Source organism: Cellulosimicrobium arenosum (assembly GCF_014837295.1).
Taxonomy (GTDB): Bacteria; Actinomycetota; Actinomycetes; order Actinomycetales; family Cellulomonadaceae; genus Cellulosimicrobium; species Cellulosimicrobium arenosum.
This window is the reverse complement of sequence record NZ_JACYHB010000002.1, coordinates 336,614-351,313: the sequence shown is the minus strand read 5'-3', so window position 1 is coordinate 351,313 and position 14,700 is coordinate 336,614. Positions and strand designations below refer to the sequence as shown.

Sequence of the window (14,700 nt, the reverse complement as noted above, 5' to 3'; positions counted from 1 at the left end):
GTGTCACCTCGATGTGGTCGGTGTCCGGGTGGGGTGGAAGCGAGCCGGGTCGGCGGGTGCGAGCGCGGCGACGGTGCCCGGCAGGGCCGTGCCGGCGAGTCCGGCGACGACGGCGTCGGCCGTGACCGGTGCGAGCAGGACGCCGTTGCGGCCGTGACCCGTGGCGACGTGCAGGCCGGGGACGTCGGTGGGGCCGATCAGGGGCAGGTTGTCCGGCGTCGCCGGGCGGGCGCGGGGCGTCACGTCGACGAGCGCGGCCTCGTCGATCCCGGGCAGCAGCGCGCGCGCGTCGCGCAGCAGCGCGAACACGCCCCCCGCGCTCGCGCGCCGGTCGTCGGGGTTCTCCTCGGTGGTCGCGCCGATCACGACCTCGCGGTGCCCGGGGCCGACGCCCGCGGTCCCCGGGGCACGCGGCACGACGTAGATCGGCCGACCCTGCACGACCCCGCGGACCACGTGCTCCAGCGCGAGGTCCGGCCCGGCGTCCAGCCGGAGCGTCTGACCCTTCGCGGGACGCGTCGGCACGCGCACCTCGGGCACCCCGGCGAGCAGCGCGCCCGTCTCCCAGCCCGCCGCGAGCACGACTGCTCCGGCGGCGTGGACGTGACCCGCGGCGTCGGGCACGCCCGTCACCCGCCCCGACGTGTCCCGCACCAGGCCGGTCGCCGCACGCCGCACGACGACGGCCCTCGGCTCGTCCGCCAGGCCCGCCAGCAGCGTGGCGTGCGTCGCGCGCGGATCGACGGCGTGGTCGCCCGGAGCCCACGCCGCGCCGGCGACGCGGGACCCGAGGTGCGGCTCGCGGCGGCGCGCGTCGGCGAGGGTGAGCTCGCGCGAGTCGAGCCCGTGCACGGCGTGCAGCGCGAGCACGCGGCGCAGCAGGGCGAGGTCGTCCGTGTCGTACGCGAGGGTGAGCGTCCCCGCGGTGCGCAGCCCCACGTCGAGCCCCGTCGCCGTCGTCAGGTCGGCGGCGAACGCCGGCCATGCGGCCGCCCCGGCCAGGTTGAGCCCGAGCGCGGCGTCCTCGCCGAAGTCCGCCTCGGTGACGGGGGCGAGCATCCCGGCGGCGGCGTGCGTCGCGCCGCTCCCGGGGGAGGGGTCCAGGACCGTGACGGTCAGCCCGGCGCGCACGGCGCGCCACGCCACGGCGAGGCCCACGATCCCGCCGCCCACCACGACGAGGTCGCGGAGGCCCTGCGGGACCTGCTCGTGGTGCAGGGGTGTCATGTGCGCTCCCTTCGCTGGCATGACCCAGATCAGGTTCGACGGTCGGCTCCTACGCCCTCTCAGCCCCGTCCGGGGCTCCCGTGCTCGCGGCCACACTACCCGCCGTCGTCCGACGAGCGCCCCTACACTCCGACGGGTGAGCACCGACACCCGCGCCCGCCTCGCCGCCGCCCGCCTGTACCTGTGCACCGACGCCCGCGAGGACCGCGGGGACCTCGAGGACTTCCTGCACGCCGCGCTCGCGGGCGGCGTGGACGTCGTGCAGCTGCGGGACAAGACGCTCGACGTGGCACGCGAGCTCGAGCTCCAGGCGACCGTCGCGCGGGTCGCCGCGGAGCACGGTGCGCTCTGGGCGGTCAACGACCGGGCCGACGTCGCACAGCTCGCCGGGGCGCCGGTGGTGCACATGGGCCAGGGTGACCTGCCCGTCCCGGCGGTGCGCTCACTGCTCGGGCCGGAACCGGTGCTCGGTCGCTCCACCCACTCCGCGCCGCAGGCCGCCGAGGCCGAGGCCGACCAGGACGTGGACTACTTCTGCGTCGGCCCGCTGTGGGCGACGCCCACGAAGCCGGGACGGTCCGCCGTCGGGCTGGACCTCCTGCGCGACGTCGCCGCCACCCGGCCGAAGACCCCGTGGTTCGCGATCGGCGGGGTCGACGCCGAGCGGCTCGAGGCGGTGGTCGGCGCCGGGGCGACCCGGGTCGTCGTCGTCCGGGCGATCACGCAGGCGGCCGACCCCGAGCGCGCCGCGCGCGAGCTGCGGTCCCGGCTCGGGGAGCTCGCACCGTGCGGGGACGTCTCGGTCGACGGGCGCTGCGGTGGACCCGGTTCGGACACCGACGGCGCGCCACCTATCCTGGGTCGGTGACCGCAACCCCCTCCGCAGCCACCCCGCCCGTGACGGCCCCGACGCCCCGGCCGGTGCTCGTCGTCGACTTCGGCGCCCAGTACGCCCAGCTCATCGCGCGCCGCGTGCGCGAGGCGAAGGTCTACTCCGAGATCGTGCCGCACACCTTCACCGTCGAGCAGATGCTCGCGAAGGACCCGGCGGCGATCATCCTGTCCGGCGGCCCGTCGTCGGTGTACGCCGCCGGCGCGCCGTTCGTCGACCCCGGGCTGTTCGAGGCGGGCGTCCCGGTCATGGGCATCTGCTACGGCTTCCAGGCGATGGCCGCGGCACTCGGCGGGACGGTCGCGCAGACGGGCCAGCGCGAGTACGGCGGCACGGAGGTCGAGGTGTGCTCCGCGGGCGTGCTGCTCGCCGAGACGCCCGAGAACCAGACCACCTGGATGAGCCACGGCGACGCGGTGCACGCCGCGCCCGAGGGCTTCGAGGTCCTCGCGACCTCCGCCGGGGCGCCCGTCGCCGCGTTCGAGAACCGGGAGCGGCGCCTGTTCGGCGTGCAGTGGCACCCCGAGGTCAAGCACTCCGCGCACGGCCAGAGGGTGCTGGAGCACTTCCTGTACGACGGCGCGGGGCTTGCCCCCGACTGGACGCCCGGCAACGTCATCGCGGACCAGGTCGCGGCGATCCGCGCCCAGGTCGGCGACGCGCGGGTCATCTGCGGGCTGTCCGGCGGCGTGGACTCGTCCGTCGCGGCGGCGCTCGTGCAGCGGGCCGTCGGGGACCAGCTCACGTGCGTGTTCGTCGACCACGGGCTGCTCCGTGCCGGCGAGGCCGAGCAGGTCGAGCGCGACTTCGTCGCCGCCACGGGCGTGAAGCTCGTCGTGCGCGACGAGAAGCAGCGGTTCGTCGGCGCGCTCGCCGGGCACAGCGACCCGGAGACCAAGCGCAAGATCATCGGGCGCGAGTTCATCCGCGTGTTCGAGGACGCGGCCCGCGACGTCGTGGACGACGCCGGCGCGCACGGCGAGGAGGTCAGGTTCCTCGTCCAGGGCACGCTGTACCCGGACGTCGTCGAGTCCGGCGGCGGCGAGGGTGCGGCCAACATCAAGAGCCACCACAACGTCGGCGGGCTGCCCGACGACCTGCAGTTCTCGCTCGTCGAGCCGCTGCGGACCCTGTTCAAGGACGAGGTCCGCGCGGTGGGCCGCGAGCTGGGGGTGCCCGAGGAGATCGTGGCCCGCCAGCCGTTCCCCGGCCCCGGCCTGGGCATCCGCATCGTCGGCGAGGTCACGGCCGAGCGGCTCGACACCCTGCGCAAGGCCGACGCGATCGCGCGCGAGGAGCTGACGAAGGCCGGCCTGGACGACGAGATCTGGCAGTGCCCCGTCGTGCTGCTGGCCGACGTGCGCTCGGTCGGTGTCCAGGGCGACGGCCGCACCTACGGTCACCCGATCGTGCTGCGGCCCGTGTCGTCCGAGGACGCCATGACGGCCGACTGGACGCGCCTGCCCTACGACGTGCTGTCCGTCATCTCGACCCGCATCACCAACGAGGTGAGCGAGGTCAACCGCGTGGTGCTCGACGTGACGAGCAAGCCGCCGGGGACGATCGAGTGGGAGTGAGCTGACGCACGGCTCGTCCTACGGGGTACGCCGGGTCGGTGTGCGGGTGGTCACCTGGTGGTGAGCGTGGCCGCTCGGGCGTAGGCGCGCTCGACGTCGATGAGGACCGTCGACCAGCTCGCCGTCGGCTGGACGTCGCGGTTGCGCGCGACGATACGGTCGAGCAGGCCGTCCTCGGTGGCGAGGCGGACGAGCGCCTCCGTGAGCCCGGCGTCGTCGTCGGCGAGAAGGGCGTCGACGCCGTCGGTGAGGCGTTCTGCGACGCCCGACTGCGAGCGGGTCACCACGGCCAGCCCGGCCGCCTGGCCCTCGAGCGCCGCGATGCCGAACGCCTCCTCGACCGCGGGGGCGGCGAAGACGTCGGCGCGTGCGTAGAGGCGCTTGAGCTCGGTCGTGGTCAGCCGCCCCGGCAGCGCCACGACGTCGGCCAGCCCGTGCTCGGCGACGAACCGGCGCGCTTGCGCCAGCTGCGGACCGTCACCGCCGAGCGTGACGTGGAGCGCGCCGTCGGGCACGCGTGCCGCGGCAGCGCGAACCACCTCCAGCAGCGGCAGGACGCGCTTGCGCGGCGCGAACCGCGTCGCTGCGACGACGTGCACCGCTGCTCCCTCCATGCGGTCGCCCCGCTCGGTGCGGGGCACCCGCCACGCGTCCAGGTCGAGGCCGTTGTGCAGGACCGCCACGTCACCGCGCTCGCCGACGATCCTTCGCAGCGGTGCGGCGGTCAGCTCGCTCACGGCCGACCAGAGCACCGGCCAGCGCGACCAGCGGACGACGCGGTCGAGCGCGGCGAACGCCTTCTCGGCCCCGCCCCACACGCTGTGCACGGTGAGCACGGCGGGCAGGCCCGCGCGGACGACGGTCCGCAGTGAGGCCTGCGTGGAGGGCGTGAGCACCCCCATGTGCAGGTGGACGACGTCGGGCCGTGCGCCTCGCAGCAGCCGTGCCACGTGGTGGGGCGCGCGGGGATGGACGGGGTACCCGCCGGGGACGCGAGCGGCGAGGCGGTGGACCGTGACGTCCTCGATCCGTCCGGTCGTCACGCCGTGCGCCCCCGGCCGCTCCGGGGTCGTGCAGATCACCGTGACGTGGTGTCCCGCCCCGGCCTGCTGCTCGGCGAGCCGCGCGACCTGGGTCTCGATCCCGCCGAGGAGCGGGAGGTAGCAGTCGGTGACGTGGGTGATGCGCACCGGGAAATCCTCCCACCTCGCGACTCCCAACCCGCCTCGAATCGTCTGCGACGGCGCGCCTTCCCGCGCGGTCCACGGGCTCCGTCGCTACGGTGGTCCTGTATGGGTGGTTCGACCGTCCTGCACACCGGTGAGGGCTCCGGAGGACGGGAACGTCGCGCACGCGCCGAGCTAGGTCGTCACGAGGGGAAGGCACGCCATGTCCAGCACCGTCACCGTCACTCCGGCGAAGGGGGTCCGAGGCATCGGCCTCGTGTCCATCATCGCCGGCATCATCCTGATCGTCGCGGGCGTCGCGACGTGGATCGTCGTCGCGAACCAGCTGTCGGCCGAGGACATCACCGTGTCCGAGGACGCGAACATGATGGCGGGCCGGCACGTCAACGGTCCGCTCACCGCGTACGCACAGGCCGAGGTCATCAACACGCACGCGCTCGAGGCGTCCGGCGGTGACACCTACGCCGAGCTCGACCAGGACGATCCGACCCGCCAGACCGTGATGACGGCGTCGTTCCTGCGGGCCTCGCTGTTCACGTCGGTCGTCGCGTTCGGGGTCGCCGCGCTCGTCGTCGGGCTGGGCGTCATGTTCCTGCTCGTCGGCGGAGCGCTCCGCCGGCTCGCGGGCGGGCCGAGCGTCTCGGTCGCGACCCCCGAAGCGTACTCGTCGTCGGGCGAGCTGTCGGACGTCGGGCGCCACGCGTCGCCGCCGGCCGAGACGCCGCAGGCGCCGGCGAGGCCCACGGCACCCCCGGTCCGCCCCGCACCGAACGACCCGCCTGCTCGTACCTCTGCCCTGTCCACCCCCGCCGCCGAAGCACGCGCCGCGGCCGCGGGCACGCCGGCGAACGAACCTGCTGCGCCCGGGGCCGAACCCGGGACGGCCGGCACGACGCCGGAGACCGTGCCGCCGACCAGCTCGCCCTCGGCCCCGCCCGCCGCCGGCACACCGGAGACCCGTGGCGAGGCGACGCCGCCCGAGCGGGGTACGGGCCCGACCACCTGAGCCGTCCGTCCGGACGCCGGGGACCCGCTCCCGCCGGGTTCGCAGCCGGGGAGAGTGCGCGGACCGCGCGTCGCTCGGACGAGCGCAGGGGCCGTGACGAGCAGTCGTCACGGCCCCTTCGTGCGTCGTCGGTCGTCAGTCGTGCGTACGGCGCCTCGCACCGGACACGACGGACCCGAGGACGAGCGTGACGCCGGCGACGGCGAGGACGACGATCGCCGCGAGCCCCATGTCGACATCGGCGCCGAGAGCCGAGGCCACCACGGCTCCGCCCAGCGCGACGACGACGAAGCCCCACACGATCGTCCCCACGCGCGGGCCACGAGAGCGACCTGACGTGGCTGCCGGGGCAGGACGTCCTGGTTCCGTCGCGGGCGGCTGCGGTCCCTGCGTACCTGTGCCCGGGAGGTCGTCCGAGGCACCCGAGGCCGCGCCGAGGTCGAGCGTCTCGTCGCCACCGCGTCCGGGGCGGTCGTCGTGGTTCATCAGTTCTCCTCGATCAGTGCTTGCCCGGCGCCGACGTCGACCGTGAGGAGCAGCAGGGGCTCCTCGCCGGCGTCGACCTCCTCGTTGGTGAAGGTCAGGGGTCGTGAGCTGATGCCGCCCGTCTCCTGACGGCTGCCGTCCACGGTCCACAGCACGCTGCCCGCGTACACCTGGACGTCCGCACGGACCGGCACGCCGTCCGGGACGACGATCGTCACGTCTCCCGCGCCGAGCTGGACCGGGACCTCGACGGGGTCGGCCGCGGTCGCGTCCGACAGGTCGAGGCCGGACAGGTCGATCGTCGGGTCTCCCCAGCGGACCCCGAAGCCGTCCTTCGCGATCTCCGCGTCGCTCACGCGGTGGGTCCCGTCGGACACGGTGCGGGTCGAGTCGTCGAGCAGCATCCCTGCCGGGTCGTCCTGCCACGCCGCGGTGGGGACCGCGACGACCAGGGCGAGCACGGCGAGCCAGCCCAGCCCGCCGCTCGTCCGGCCGCGCAGCCCGCTGACCACGATCGCCAGCCCGGTGATCACGACGGACGTGCCCGCCCAGGTCAGGAAGACCGGCCAGGGCAGGTCGCCCGCCCGGTCCACGACGAGGAGGAAGGCACCGACGAGCAGGCTCAGCCCGACCACGATCCCCGTCGTCGCGGCGCCCGGGCCCCGCGTGCGCGGGGGCTTGGGCGGCTTCGGCGGGTGGACGGATGCCGGTGGCATCGGAGCGCCCGGCACGGTCGGGCCGTCGGCGGGGCTCCATGGCGCGTCCTGCGTCCCACCCGGGACCGGCGCCTGGTTCGTGGCCGAGCCCCAGGGCGCGTCCTGCACGGGCGCCTCCTGCCAGGTGGCCTCCGCGCCGGACGGCGTCCGACCCTGCGCGTCCCGCTGGTCGCACGCCCCGCGGCGGTTGACCACCGACACACCGACGACAGCGGCGGTCACGATCGCGGCGATCCAGAACAGCCCGTTCAGCCACCCCAGGTGCACCGCGTCCCACCAGGAACCCCAGCCGCCGCCCCAGCTGACGCCGACGACGACCGCGGCGATCGCCCCGAGCATCGCGACGTCGAAGTTGCCGCGGAACATCTCCTGCGCGTGGATGCGGCCGTCGCGTCGCTCCGGGAGCAGCGCCCACGCCGCCCCGTACAGGACCAGCCCGGCCCCCGAGAGGAAGAACGTCACGAACAGGATCCCGCGCACGACGAGGGGGTCGATGCGGAATCGTTCGGCGACGCCGGCCGCGACGCCACCGACCCAGCGGTCGTCCGAACGCGCGATGCCTGCACGGCGCAGCGCGTCGAAGAACCCGTCGGCGCCCGTACCCGGCTGCGTCCCGGGGTCGTGCCCGGGACCGTCGCCGGGTCCGGCCGACCGTCGTGGCTCGCCCGGAGCGGTGTCGTCGGTGCTCGCCGGTCCCGCGGGGGACTCGGGAGGAGGGTGCGGTGTGCTCATGTCCTCATCCTGGCGCCGGCGCGGGCGCCGGGGTATCGGGTGTCTCCCTGAGCCGACCCTGAAGTGTCGGTGCCACGACCCTGGTTCCTCGCCCAGGAGCCCCTCGGGGAGTGCCGGACGTGTGACGATCGGGGGGTGACATCGCTCGACGGCACGGCGGACGGACCCGACGCGGACGGGGCGTCGACGCGTGCGCACCTGCCGGGACCCGGGCAGGCGCCGGCAGGACACCGCCCGGCCGGACGAAGCACCGCCGGTCGTCGCCCTGCCGGACGTCGCGCTGCCGGTCTGCCGCTGCGACGACCGGAGCGGGGCCGGTGGATCGGTGGGGTGTGCGCAGGCCTCGCCGTGCACCTCGGCGTCCCGCTCGGTGCGGTGCGCCTGTTCATGGGTCTCCTCGCCCTGGCCGGCGGGGCGGGGATCGCGCTGTACGTGTTCTGGTGGGTCACCGTGCCTCCCGGCGACCCCGCGGCGGCACGCGAGGCCGAGCGACCGGCGTCGTTGTCGCGGCTCGCGCCACGACTGCAGGGCCGGGTGACGCGACTGCCCGTGCGCCACGTCGCGCTCGGGGTGGTTCTCCTCAGCGGCGCTGCGCTGCTCGTCGCCCTGCGCACGGGTGTCGACGTCCAGGTCTCGTGGGTCATCCCCGTGCTCATCGCCCTGGCAGGGACGGCGCTCGCGTGGAGCCAGCTCGACGCCGCGGAGCGCGGTCGCTGGCTCAGCCGCGCCGGCGGCCGCACGCGCGTGGGCGTGCTGCGGATCGCCGGCGGCATCGTCCTCGTGCTCGTGGGGGTCGTGCTGCTCGTGGGCCAGGATGCCCCGACGTCGGCCATGGTCCAGGCGACGGTCGCGTCGCTCGCGGTGCTGGCGGGCGCCGCGATCGTGCTCGCGCCGTGGTGGCTGCGCCTCGTCCGCGAGCTCGGCGACGAGCGGGCAGCCCGGGCGCGCGAGGCCGAGCGCGCGGACATCGCGGCGCACCTGCACGACTCGGTGCTCCAGACGCTCGCCCTGATCCGTGCCCGCGCCGCGGACGCCGACACCGTCGCCCGCCTGGCCCGCGCCCAGGAGCGCGAGCTGCGGGAGTGGTTGTACGACGACCGTCCGTCGCCGGGGACGTCGCTCGCGGCGGAGCTGCGCGCGGTCGTCGCCGAGGTGGAGGACGGTCGGGTCGGTCGCCGCCCGCAGGCGATCGGTGCCCCGGAGGGTGCGGAACCCGGCCCCGTGGTGATCGACGTCGTCGTCGTGGGGGACTGCGTGCCGACCGAGGCGACCGGCGCGCTGCTGCAGGCGACGCGTGAGGCGCTCGTGAATGCCGTCGCGCACGGCGCGCCGCCGTACTCGGTCTATCTCGAGGTGAGCACGGACGCGGTCGAGGTGTTCGTGCGGGACCGCGGCGACGGGTTCGCCATGGACGACGTCGCACCCGACCGGTTCGGGGTGCGCGAGTCGATCCTGGGCCGCGTCCAGCGCCGGGGCGGGACCGCCGAGATCGCGAGTCGACCGGGCTGGGGCACCGAAGTACGGTTGCGCGTGCAGCAGGAGCCGGCGGCGGCGACCGGTCCGGCCGCCGGGACGACCCGTGCGGCGACGTCCGCGGAGAGCTCCGCGGACGAGAGCATGGAGGAGACGACGTGACGACGATCCCGACGCCGGGTACGAGCGGGGCCGCGAAGCCATCGGGCGCGCCGGTCCCCGTGGTGCTCGTCGACGACCACCACATGTTCCGTGCGGGCGTCCGCGCGAGCCTCGACCCGGCCCTCGTCCAGATCGTCGGCGAGGCGGACACCGTGGACTCCGCGGTCGAGCGCGTGCACGCGCTGCGCCCGCCCGTCGTCCTGCTCGACGTGCACCTGCCCGGTGGCAACGGCGGGGGCGGCGCGGAGGTGCTCCAGCGCTGCGCGGACCTCACGGGCGACGTGCGGTTCCTCGCGCTGTCCGTGTCCGACGCCGCCGAGGACGTCGTCGCCGTCATCCGCGCAGGTGCGCGGGGCTACGTGACGAAGGCGATCTCCGGCCCCGACCTCTCGGCGGCGGTCGTGCAGGTCTCCGGCGGGGACGCGGTGTTCTCGCCGCGGCTCGCGGGGTTCGTGCTCGACGCGTTCGGGACGGGCGCGGCCGACGTCGCGGTGCACGACGACGAGCTCGACCGGCTCTCCGCCCGCGAGCAGGAGGTCATGCGACTCATCGCGAGAGGCTTCACGTACCGCGAGGTCGCGTCCGAGCTCTTCATCTCGATCAAGACGGTCGAGACCCACGTGTCCGCGGTGCTGCGCAAGCTGCAGCTCTCGTCCCGGCACGAGCTGACGCGGTGGGCGGCGCAGCGGCGCCTGCTCTGAGCATCGACCACCTGACGGCGCCGGGCGCGGTCCGAGCCGCTGGTGCGTCGGTCAGAGGGCGAGCAGGGCGCGCAGCCACTCGTCGACCTCCGCGAGGGACTCGGCGTCGACCCGACCGACAGAGGCCGCGAGGCGTTCCCGCGCGATAGTCCGGACCTGCTCGGTCATCGCCCACGAGGCGCGGTCGAGCCCGTGCTCTCCGCGCAGCCGTACGTGGTTCGACCATCCGCGATCCACGCTGGTGACCGGGAGGATCACGACGAGGGTCGTCACGGCGTGCAGGTAGCCACGGCTCGCCACGACGAGAGCGGGGCGCCGGCCGGTCTGCTCTCGCCCCCGGGTCGGCGAGAGGTCCGCCCACGCCACGTCTCCTCGGTCGAGCGCCGGCCGGCCTAGCGGGCCCTCGCCGGCGGTCACCGGGCGGAGAGCCCGTCGCCGGCCAGTGCGTCCCAGGCCGCGTCCTCGGCCTCCGCGGCGGCGGAGGCCTCGCGCGTCGTCGCCGCGACCTCGGACCGCAGCCGGTCGAACCGTTGCTCTCGGAGCCATGCCTCGAGTGCTTCCTCCACGAACGACCCGACCGGCACGCCGCGCTCCCGTGCCCTCGCGTTGAGGCGGTCCCGCAGCGCGGCGTCGACCTTGATCGTCGTCATCGTCATGCGGCGAGTATACGCCCGGTATACCGGGTCTAGCGGTGCGGGTCCGAGTCGCCGGGCCACGCGGGGGAGAGGCGCACGACGTCGCCCACGACGGTCACGGCCGGGGGCCGCACGCCCGCGTCGCGTGCGCGGTCGGCGATCGTCGCGAGCGTCCCGACGGTCGTGCGCTGGCGCGGTCCGTACCCGTCCTCGACGACCGCGACCGGAGTCTGGGGGGAGCGGCCCTGGGCCACGAGCGCCGCCGCTGTCTCGGTCAGCCGCGAGACGCCCATGAGCAGGACGAGCGTGTGGTCCGTCGCCGCGGGCACCGTGCCGACGTCCTCGTGCCCGGTGAGGACGGTGAATCCGCGCGAGACGCCCCGGTGGGTCACCGGGATGCCCGCGGCGGCCGGGACGGCGACGGCGCTCGTCACGCCGGGCACGACCTCGACGGCGATGCCGTGCTCGCGGCACGCCGCGAGCTCCTCGCCCCCGCGGCCGAACACGTACGGGTCACCACCCTTGAGGCGCACCACCCGACGCCCGACGAGCGCGTGGTGCACCAGGATCGCGTTGATCTCCGACTGCGGTACCGGGTGGTTGCCGGGAGTCTTGCCGACGTCGACGACGACCACGTCCTGGGCGAGCTCGGCGAGGAGCGCGCGGGGCGCGAGCCGGTCCACGACCACGACGTCCGCCTCTGCGAGCAGCCGCCGCCCGCGCACGGAGATGAGCCCGACGTCGCCCGGCCCGCCCCCGACCAGCGCGACCGACCCGACCGGGCGCACGAGCGGCGTCGTCACGGGGCCGGCACTGGTCAGGAGCGCCTCGTCGGCCGCCGATGCCCGGTCGGCGGGGACTGCGGCACCGCGTCCGCGGACCCCGCGCACGGGCAGCTCGCCAGCGTCGAGCCGGGCGGCGACGGCGTCGCGCACCCGCTGGGCGCGCCGAGGGTCGCGGCCCCCGTGCACGGCGATGCTCACCTCGTCGGCGGGCAGCACCGCACCGTCCCCGACGGCCGCGCCGCCCACGCGGGTCCGCGCGACCGCCGGGACCCACGCGGTACCCAGGTCGGCGTCTCCCGCGGTGACGCAGAAGACCCGGTCGGCCTCGGCGTCGGCGGCGACGAGCGCGTCGACCTCGCGGTCCCCGGTGGCCGTGTGCACGAGCCAGGCCCCGTCCAGGTCCCCGGCGAGGTAGTCGCGCCGGGTCCAGGTGAGGGCGAGGGTGCCGTCCCGCGGCCCCGCGAGAGCCAGCAGGTCCGTGAGGTCCTCGCACACGTCCGGCGCGACGACCAGCACGTGCGCACCCGCGTCGAGCAGACCGCGCACCCGGCGAGCGGCGACGGGCCCCCCGCCGACGACCACGACCGCCCGGCCTGCGACCCGCAGCCCGAGCGGGTACGACTCGTGCTGCTCCCTGCCGGGGAGGGGCCGGGCGCCGGTGCGGTCGGAGGCAGCGGTCGCGGTCATGTCATCCTCAGATCGTGTAGGCGCCGGGACGCTCGACCGGGTGGCGCACCGCGGCGAGCGCGTCGCCGACCATGCCGGCCGCGAGCGTCCCGCCGTCCTGGCCGTCGATCAGCAGGAACGCGCCCGTGCGGCGCGCCACGACGTACTCCTCGGCCGCGATCGGCGACGCGAGCCGCAGCGTCACGCGCCCGATGTCGTTGAGCTCGAGCCGCTCGGCGGGCTGGAGCTCGGCCGAGTCGAGGTCGAGCCGCCCGACGACGTCGCGCACCACGGCCTGCACGGTGCGGGTCGTGTGCTTGAGCAGCACACGAGACCCCGGCAGGAGCGGACGGTCGCCGAGCCACGCGACCGTGCCCTCGACGTCCTGCGTCACCTCGGGTGCCTCGTGCGCGGCGGCGATCAGGTCGCCGCGCGCGATGTCGACCTCGTGCGCGAGGCGCAGCGTGACCGACTGCGGTGCGAACGCCTCGGTGAGCTCGTCGCCGGTCGCGAGCGAGTCCGCCGTGTCGATCCCGGCGACCGTCGTCCGCGTGCCCGAGGGCAGCACGACGACCTCGTCACCGACGCGCACGACGCCGGACGCGACCTGGCCCGCGTAGCCGCGGTAGTCGCGGTAGCGGTCCGCGTCCTGGTGCCTCGAGCCCGCGGCCGACTGCGGCCGGATGACCACCTGCACGGGGAAGCGGAACGACTCGGCGTCCGGGTCGTCGCCCGTCGGCAGCTCCTCGAGCAGCTCGAGCAGGCTCGGGCCGTCGTACCAGGGCGTGCGGGGGCTGCCGCGGTCGACGACGTTGTCGCCGACGAGCGCGGACACCGGGAGGGTGTGCACGTCCGCGACGCCGAGCGACGCGGCGACGCCCCGGATGTCCGCCGCCAGCTCGTCGCACCGCTCCTGCGAGTAGTCGACCAGGTCGATCTTGTTCACCGCGACGATCACGTGCGGCACGCGCAGCAGGCTCGTGACGGCGAGGTGGCGCCGGGTCTGCTCGAGCAGGCCCTTGCGGGCGTCGATGAGCAGCACCACGACGTCGGCCGTCGAGGCACCCGTGACCGTGTTGCGCGTGTACTGCACGTGGCCCGGGCAGTCGGCGAGGATGAACGATCGGCGCGCGGTCGCGAAGTACCGGTACGCGACGTCGATCGTGATGCCCTGCTCGCGCTCGGCACGCAGCCCGTCGGTGAGCAGCGCGAGGTCGGCCGTCTCGAGCCCGCGGTCGCGCGAGACCCGCTCGACGGCGTCGAGCTGGTCCGCCAGGACGGACTTGGAGTCGAACAGCAGGCGGCCCACGAGGGTGGACTTCCCGTCGTCGACGGAACCGGCGGTCGCGAGCCGCAGGAGCGTGCCGCGGCGGGCGTCGTCGAGCGGGACCTGGGTCTCGGTCGTCGGGCCGGTGGTCGTGGTGGGCGTGCCCATCAGAAGTACCCCTCCTTCTTGCGGTCCTCCATGGCAGCCTCGGAGAGGCGGTCGTCGGCGCGGGTCGCGCCACGCTCGGTGATGCGCGTGATGCCGACCTCGGCGATGACGTCCTCGACGCCGGTCGCGTCGGAGCTCACGGCGCCGGTGCACGACATGTCGCCCACCGTGCGGTAGCGCACGGTCTCGGTGCGCACGGACTCGGCCTCCGCGTCGGTGCGCGGCTGCGAGTACGGCCCGACCGCGAGCAGCATCCCGTCACGGTCGAACACCTCGCGCTCGTGCGCGTAGTAGAGGCCGGGGAGCTCGATGCGCTCGCGGGCGATGTAGCGCCACACGTCGAGCTCGGTCCAGTTCGACAGGGGGAACACGCGCACGTGCTCGCCCGGACGGTGCCGGCCGTTGTACAGGTTCCACAGCTCGGGGCGCTGGTTGCGCGGGTCCCACTGGCCGAACTCGTCGCGCAGCGAGAAGACGCGCTCCTTGGCCCGCGCCTTCTCCTCGTCGCGGCGACCGCCGCCGAACACCGCGTCGAACCGGTGGCCCGTGATCGCGTCGAGCAGCGGCTGGGTCTGCAGCGGGTTGCGCGTGCCGTCGGCCCGCTCGCGCAGGCGACCGTCGTCGAGGTAGTCCTGCACGCTCGCGACCTCGAGCCGCAGGCGCAGGCGCTCGGCGGTCGCGTCGCGGAACGCGAGCACCTCGGGGAAGTTGTGCCCGGTGTCCACGTGCAGCACGGGGAACGGCACCGGGCCGGGTGCGAACGCCTTGATCGCGAGGTGCAGCATCACGACGGAGTCCTTGCCGCCGCTGAACAGCAGCACGGGGCGCTCGAACTCGGCCACCACCTCACGGATGATGTGGATGCCCTCGCTCTCGAGCGCCTCGAGCTGGGAGAGCCGGTGCTCCCCTGGCAGGGCGGCGTCGGGCAGCAAGGAGTCGGCTGTGCCAGCCGTGCCGGCTGTGCCGGCCGCTGCCGCGTCGCCCGTGGTCGTGTCGGTCAGGTCGATGGTCGTCATGCCC

General features: G+C 75.1%; 14 protein-coding genes and 1 riboswitch. Of the genes, 5 read left to right on the top strand and 9 right to left on the bottom strand.

Annotation, left to right across the window (positions count from 1 at the left end; translation table 11 throughout):
• Positions 1 to 3 precede the first annotated feature (3 nt).
• Complete coding sequence (thiO, locus tag IF651_RS04445; protein ID WP_191827854.1) at positions 4 to 1,227, bottom strand: glycine oxidase ThiO; 1,224 nt, start codon at positions 1,225 to 1,227, stop codon at positions 4 to 6.
• A riboswitch (TPP riboswitch) is annotated at positions 1,217 to 1,319 on the bottom strand. Its footprint overlaps the gene before it by 11 nt.
• A 44-nt stretch (positions 1,320 to 1,363) precedes the next feature.
• Here thiO and thiE point away from each other — a divergent pair.
• Both thiE and guaA read left to right on the top strand, forming a co-directional pair.
• The gene (gene thiE / locus IF651_RS04440; protein WP_191827853.1) at positions 1,364 to 2,095 is read left to right on the top strand and encodes a thiamine phosphate synthase; all 732 of its coding nucleotides are present in this window, start codon (positions 1,364 to 1,366) and stop codon (positions 2,093 to 2,095) included.
• On the top strand, positions 2,092 to 3,696 hold the full coding sequence (gene guaA, locus IF651_RS04435; protein WP_338403766.1) for a glutamine-hydrolyzing GMP synthase: 1,605 nt from the start codon (positions 2,092 to 2,094) through the stop codon (positions 3,694 to 3,696). The genes thiE and guaA overlap by 4 nt, the downstream gene beginning before the upstream one ends.
• Positions 3,697 to 3,746: 50 nt before the next feature.
• Here guaA and IF651_RS04430 read toward each other — a convergent pair whose 3' ends face one another.
• On the bottom strand, positions 3,747 to 4,886 hold the full coding sequence (locus IF651_RS04430) for a glycosyltransferase (RefSeq protein ID WP_191827852.1): 1,140 nt from the start codon (positions 4,884 to 4,886) through the stop codon (positions 3,747 to 3,749).
• A 199-nt stretch (positions 4,887 to 5,085) separates the two neighbouring features.
• Between IF651_RS04430 and IF651_RS18140 the strand changes: the two genes are divergently transcribed.
• Positions 5,086 to 5,889, top strand: coding sequence for a hypothetical protein (locus IF651_RS18140; protein ID WP_338403765.1), 804 nt, complete (start codon positions 5,086 to 5,088; stop codon positions 5,887 to 5,889).
• Positions 5,890 to 6,024: 135 nt separating this feature from the next.
• Here IF651_RS18140 and IF651_RS04420 read toward each other — a convergent pair whose 3' ends face one another.
• Together IF651_RS04420 and IF651_RS04415 are read right to left on the bottom strand one after the other, a co-directional pair.
• Entirely contained in the window at positions 6,025 to 6,375 is a 351-nt protein-coding gene (locus IF651_RS04420; protein WP_191827851.1) for a hypothetical protein, read from the bottom strand.
• Complete coding sequence (locus IF651_RS04415) at positions 6,375 to 7,823, bottom strand: PspC domain-containing protein (protein ID WP_191827850.1); 1,449 nt, start codon at positions 7,821 to 7,823, stop codon at positions 6,375 to 6,377. The genes IF651_RS04420 and IF651_RS04415 overlap by 1 nt, the downstream gene beginning before the upstream one ends.
• Positions 7,824 to 7,958: 135 nt before the next feature.
• Between IF651_RS04415 and IF651_RS04410 the strand changes: the two genes are divergently transcribed.
• The gene (locus tag IF651_RS04410) at positions 7,959 to 9,458 is read left to right on the top strand and encodes a PspC domain-containing protein (protein ID WP_422110445.1); all 1,500 of its coding nucleotides are present in this window, start codon (positions 7,959 to 7,961) and stop codon (positions 9,456 to 9,458) included.
• Between the two features lie 83 nt (positions 9,459 to 9,541).
• Positions 9,542 to 10,159: a LuxR C-terminal-related transcriptional regulator gene (locus IF651_RS04405; protein ID WP_191827928.1), complete on the top strand. Its 618-nt coding sequence runs from the start codon at positions 9,542 to 9,544 to the stop codon at positions 10,157 to 10,159.
• A 51-nt stretch (positions 10,160 to 10,210) separates the two neighbouring features.
• Here IF651_RS04405 and IF651_RS17380 read toward each other — a convergent pair whose 3' ends face one another.
• Genes IF651_RS17380 through cysD form a run of 5 tightly spaced genes read right to left on the bottom strand, consistent with a single transcriptional unit; the run spans position 10,211 to position 14,696 of the window.
• Complete coding sequence (locus IF651_RS17380) at positions 10,211 to 10,525, bottom strand: type II toxin-antitoxin system PemK/MazF family toxin (RefSeq protein ID WP_206715132.1); 315 nt, start codon at positions 10,523 to 10,525, stop codon at positions 10,211 to 10,213.
• 47 nt (positions 10,526 to 10,572) lie between these two features.
• Entirely contained in the window at positions 10,573 to 10,815 is a 243-nt protein-coding gene (locus IF651_RS17375; RefSeq protein WP_206715130.1) for a ribbon-helix-helix protein, CopG family, read from the bottom strand.
• Positions 10,816 to 10,844: 29 nt separating this feature from the next.
• Positions 10,845 to 12,266, bottom strand: a complete 1,422-nt coding sequence (gene cobA / locus IF651_RS04395) for a uroporphyrinogen-III C-methyltransferase (RefSeq protein WP_191827848.1) — start codon at positions 12,264 to 12,266, stop codon at positions 10,845 to 10,847.
• Positions 12,267 to 12,273: 7 nt separating this feature from the next.
• Positions 12,274 to 13,680, bottom strand: a complete 1,407-nt coding sequence (locus tag IF651_RS04390; protein ID WP_191827847.1) for a sulfate adenylyltransferase subunit 1 — start codon at positions 13,678 to 13,680, stop codon at positions 12,274 to 12,276.
• Positions 13,680 to 14,696 carry a sulfate adenylyltransferase subunit CysD gene (gene cysD / locus IF651_RS04385; RefSeq protein ID WP_191827846.1) on the bottom strand — a complete coding sequence of 339 codons (1,017 nt, stop codon included), beginning with the start codon at positions 14,694 to 14,696 and terminating at the stop codon, positions 13,680 to 13,682. The genes IF651_RS04390 and cysD overlap by 1 nt, the downstream gene beginning before the upstream one ends.
• Positions 14,697 to 14,700 lie beyond the last annotated feature (4 nt).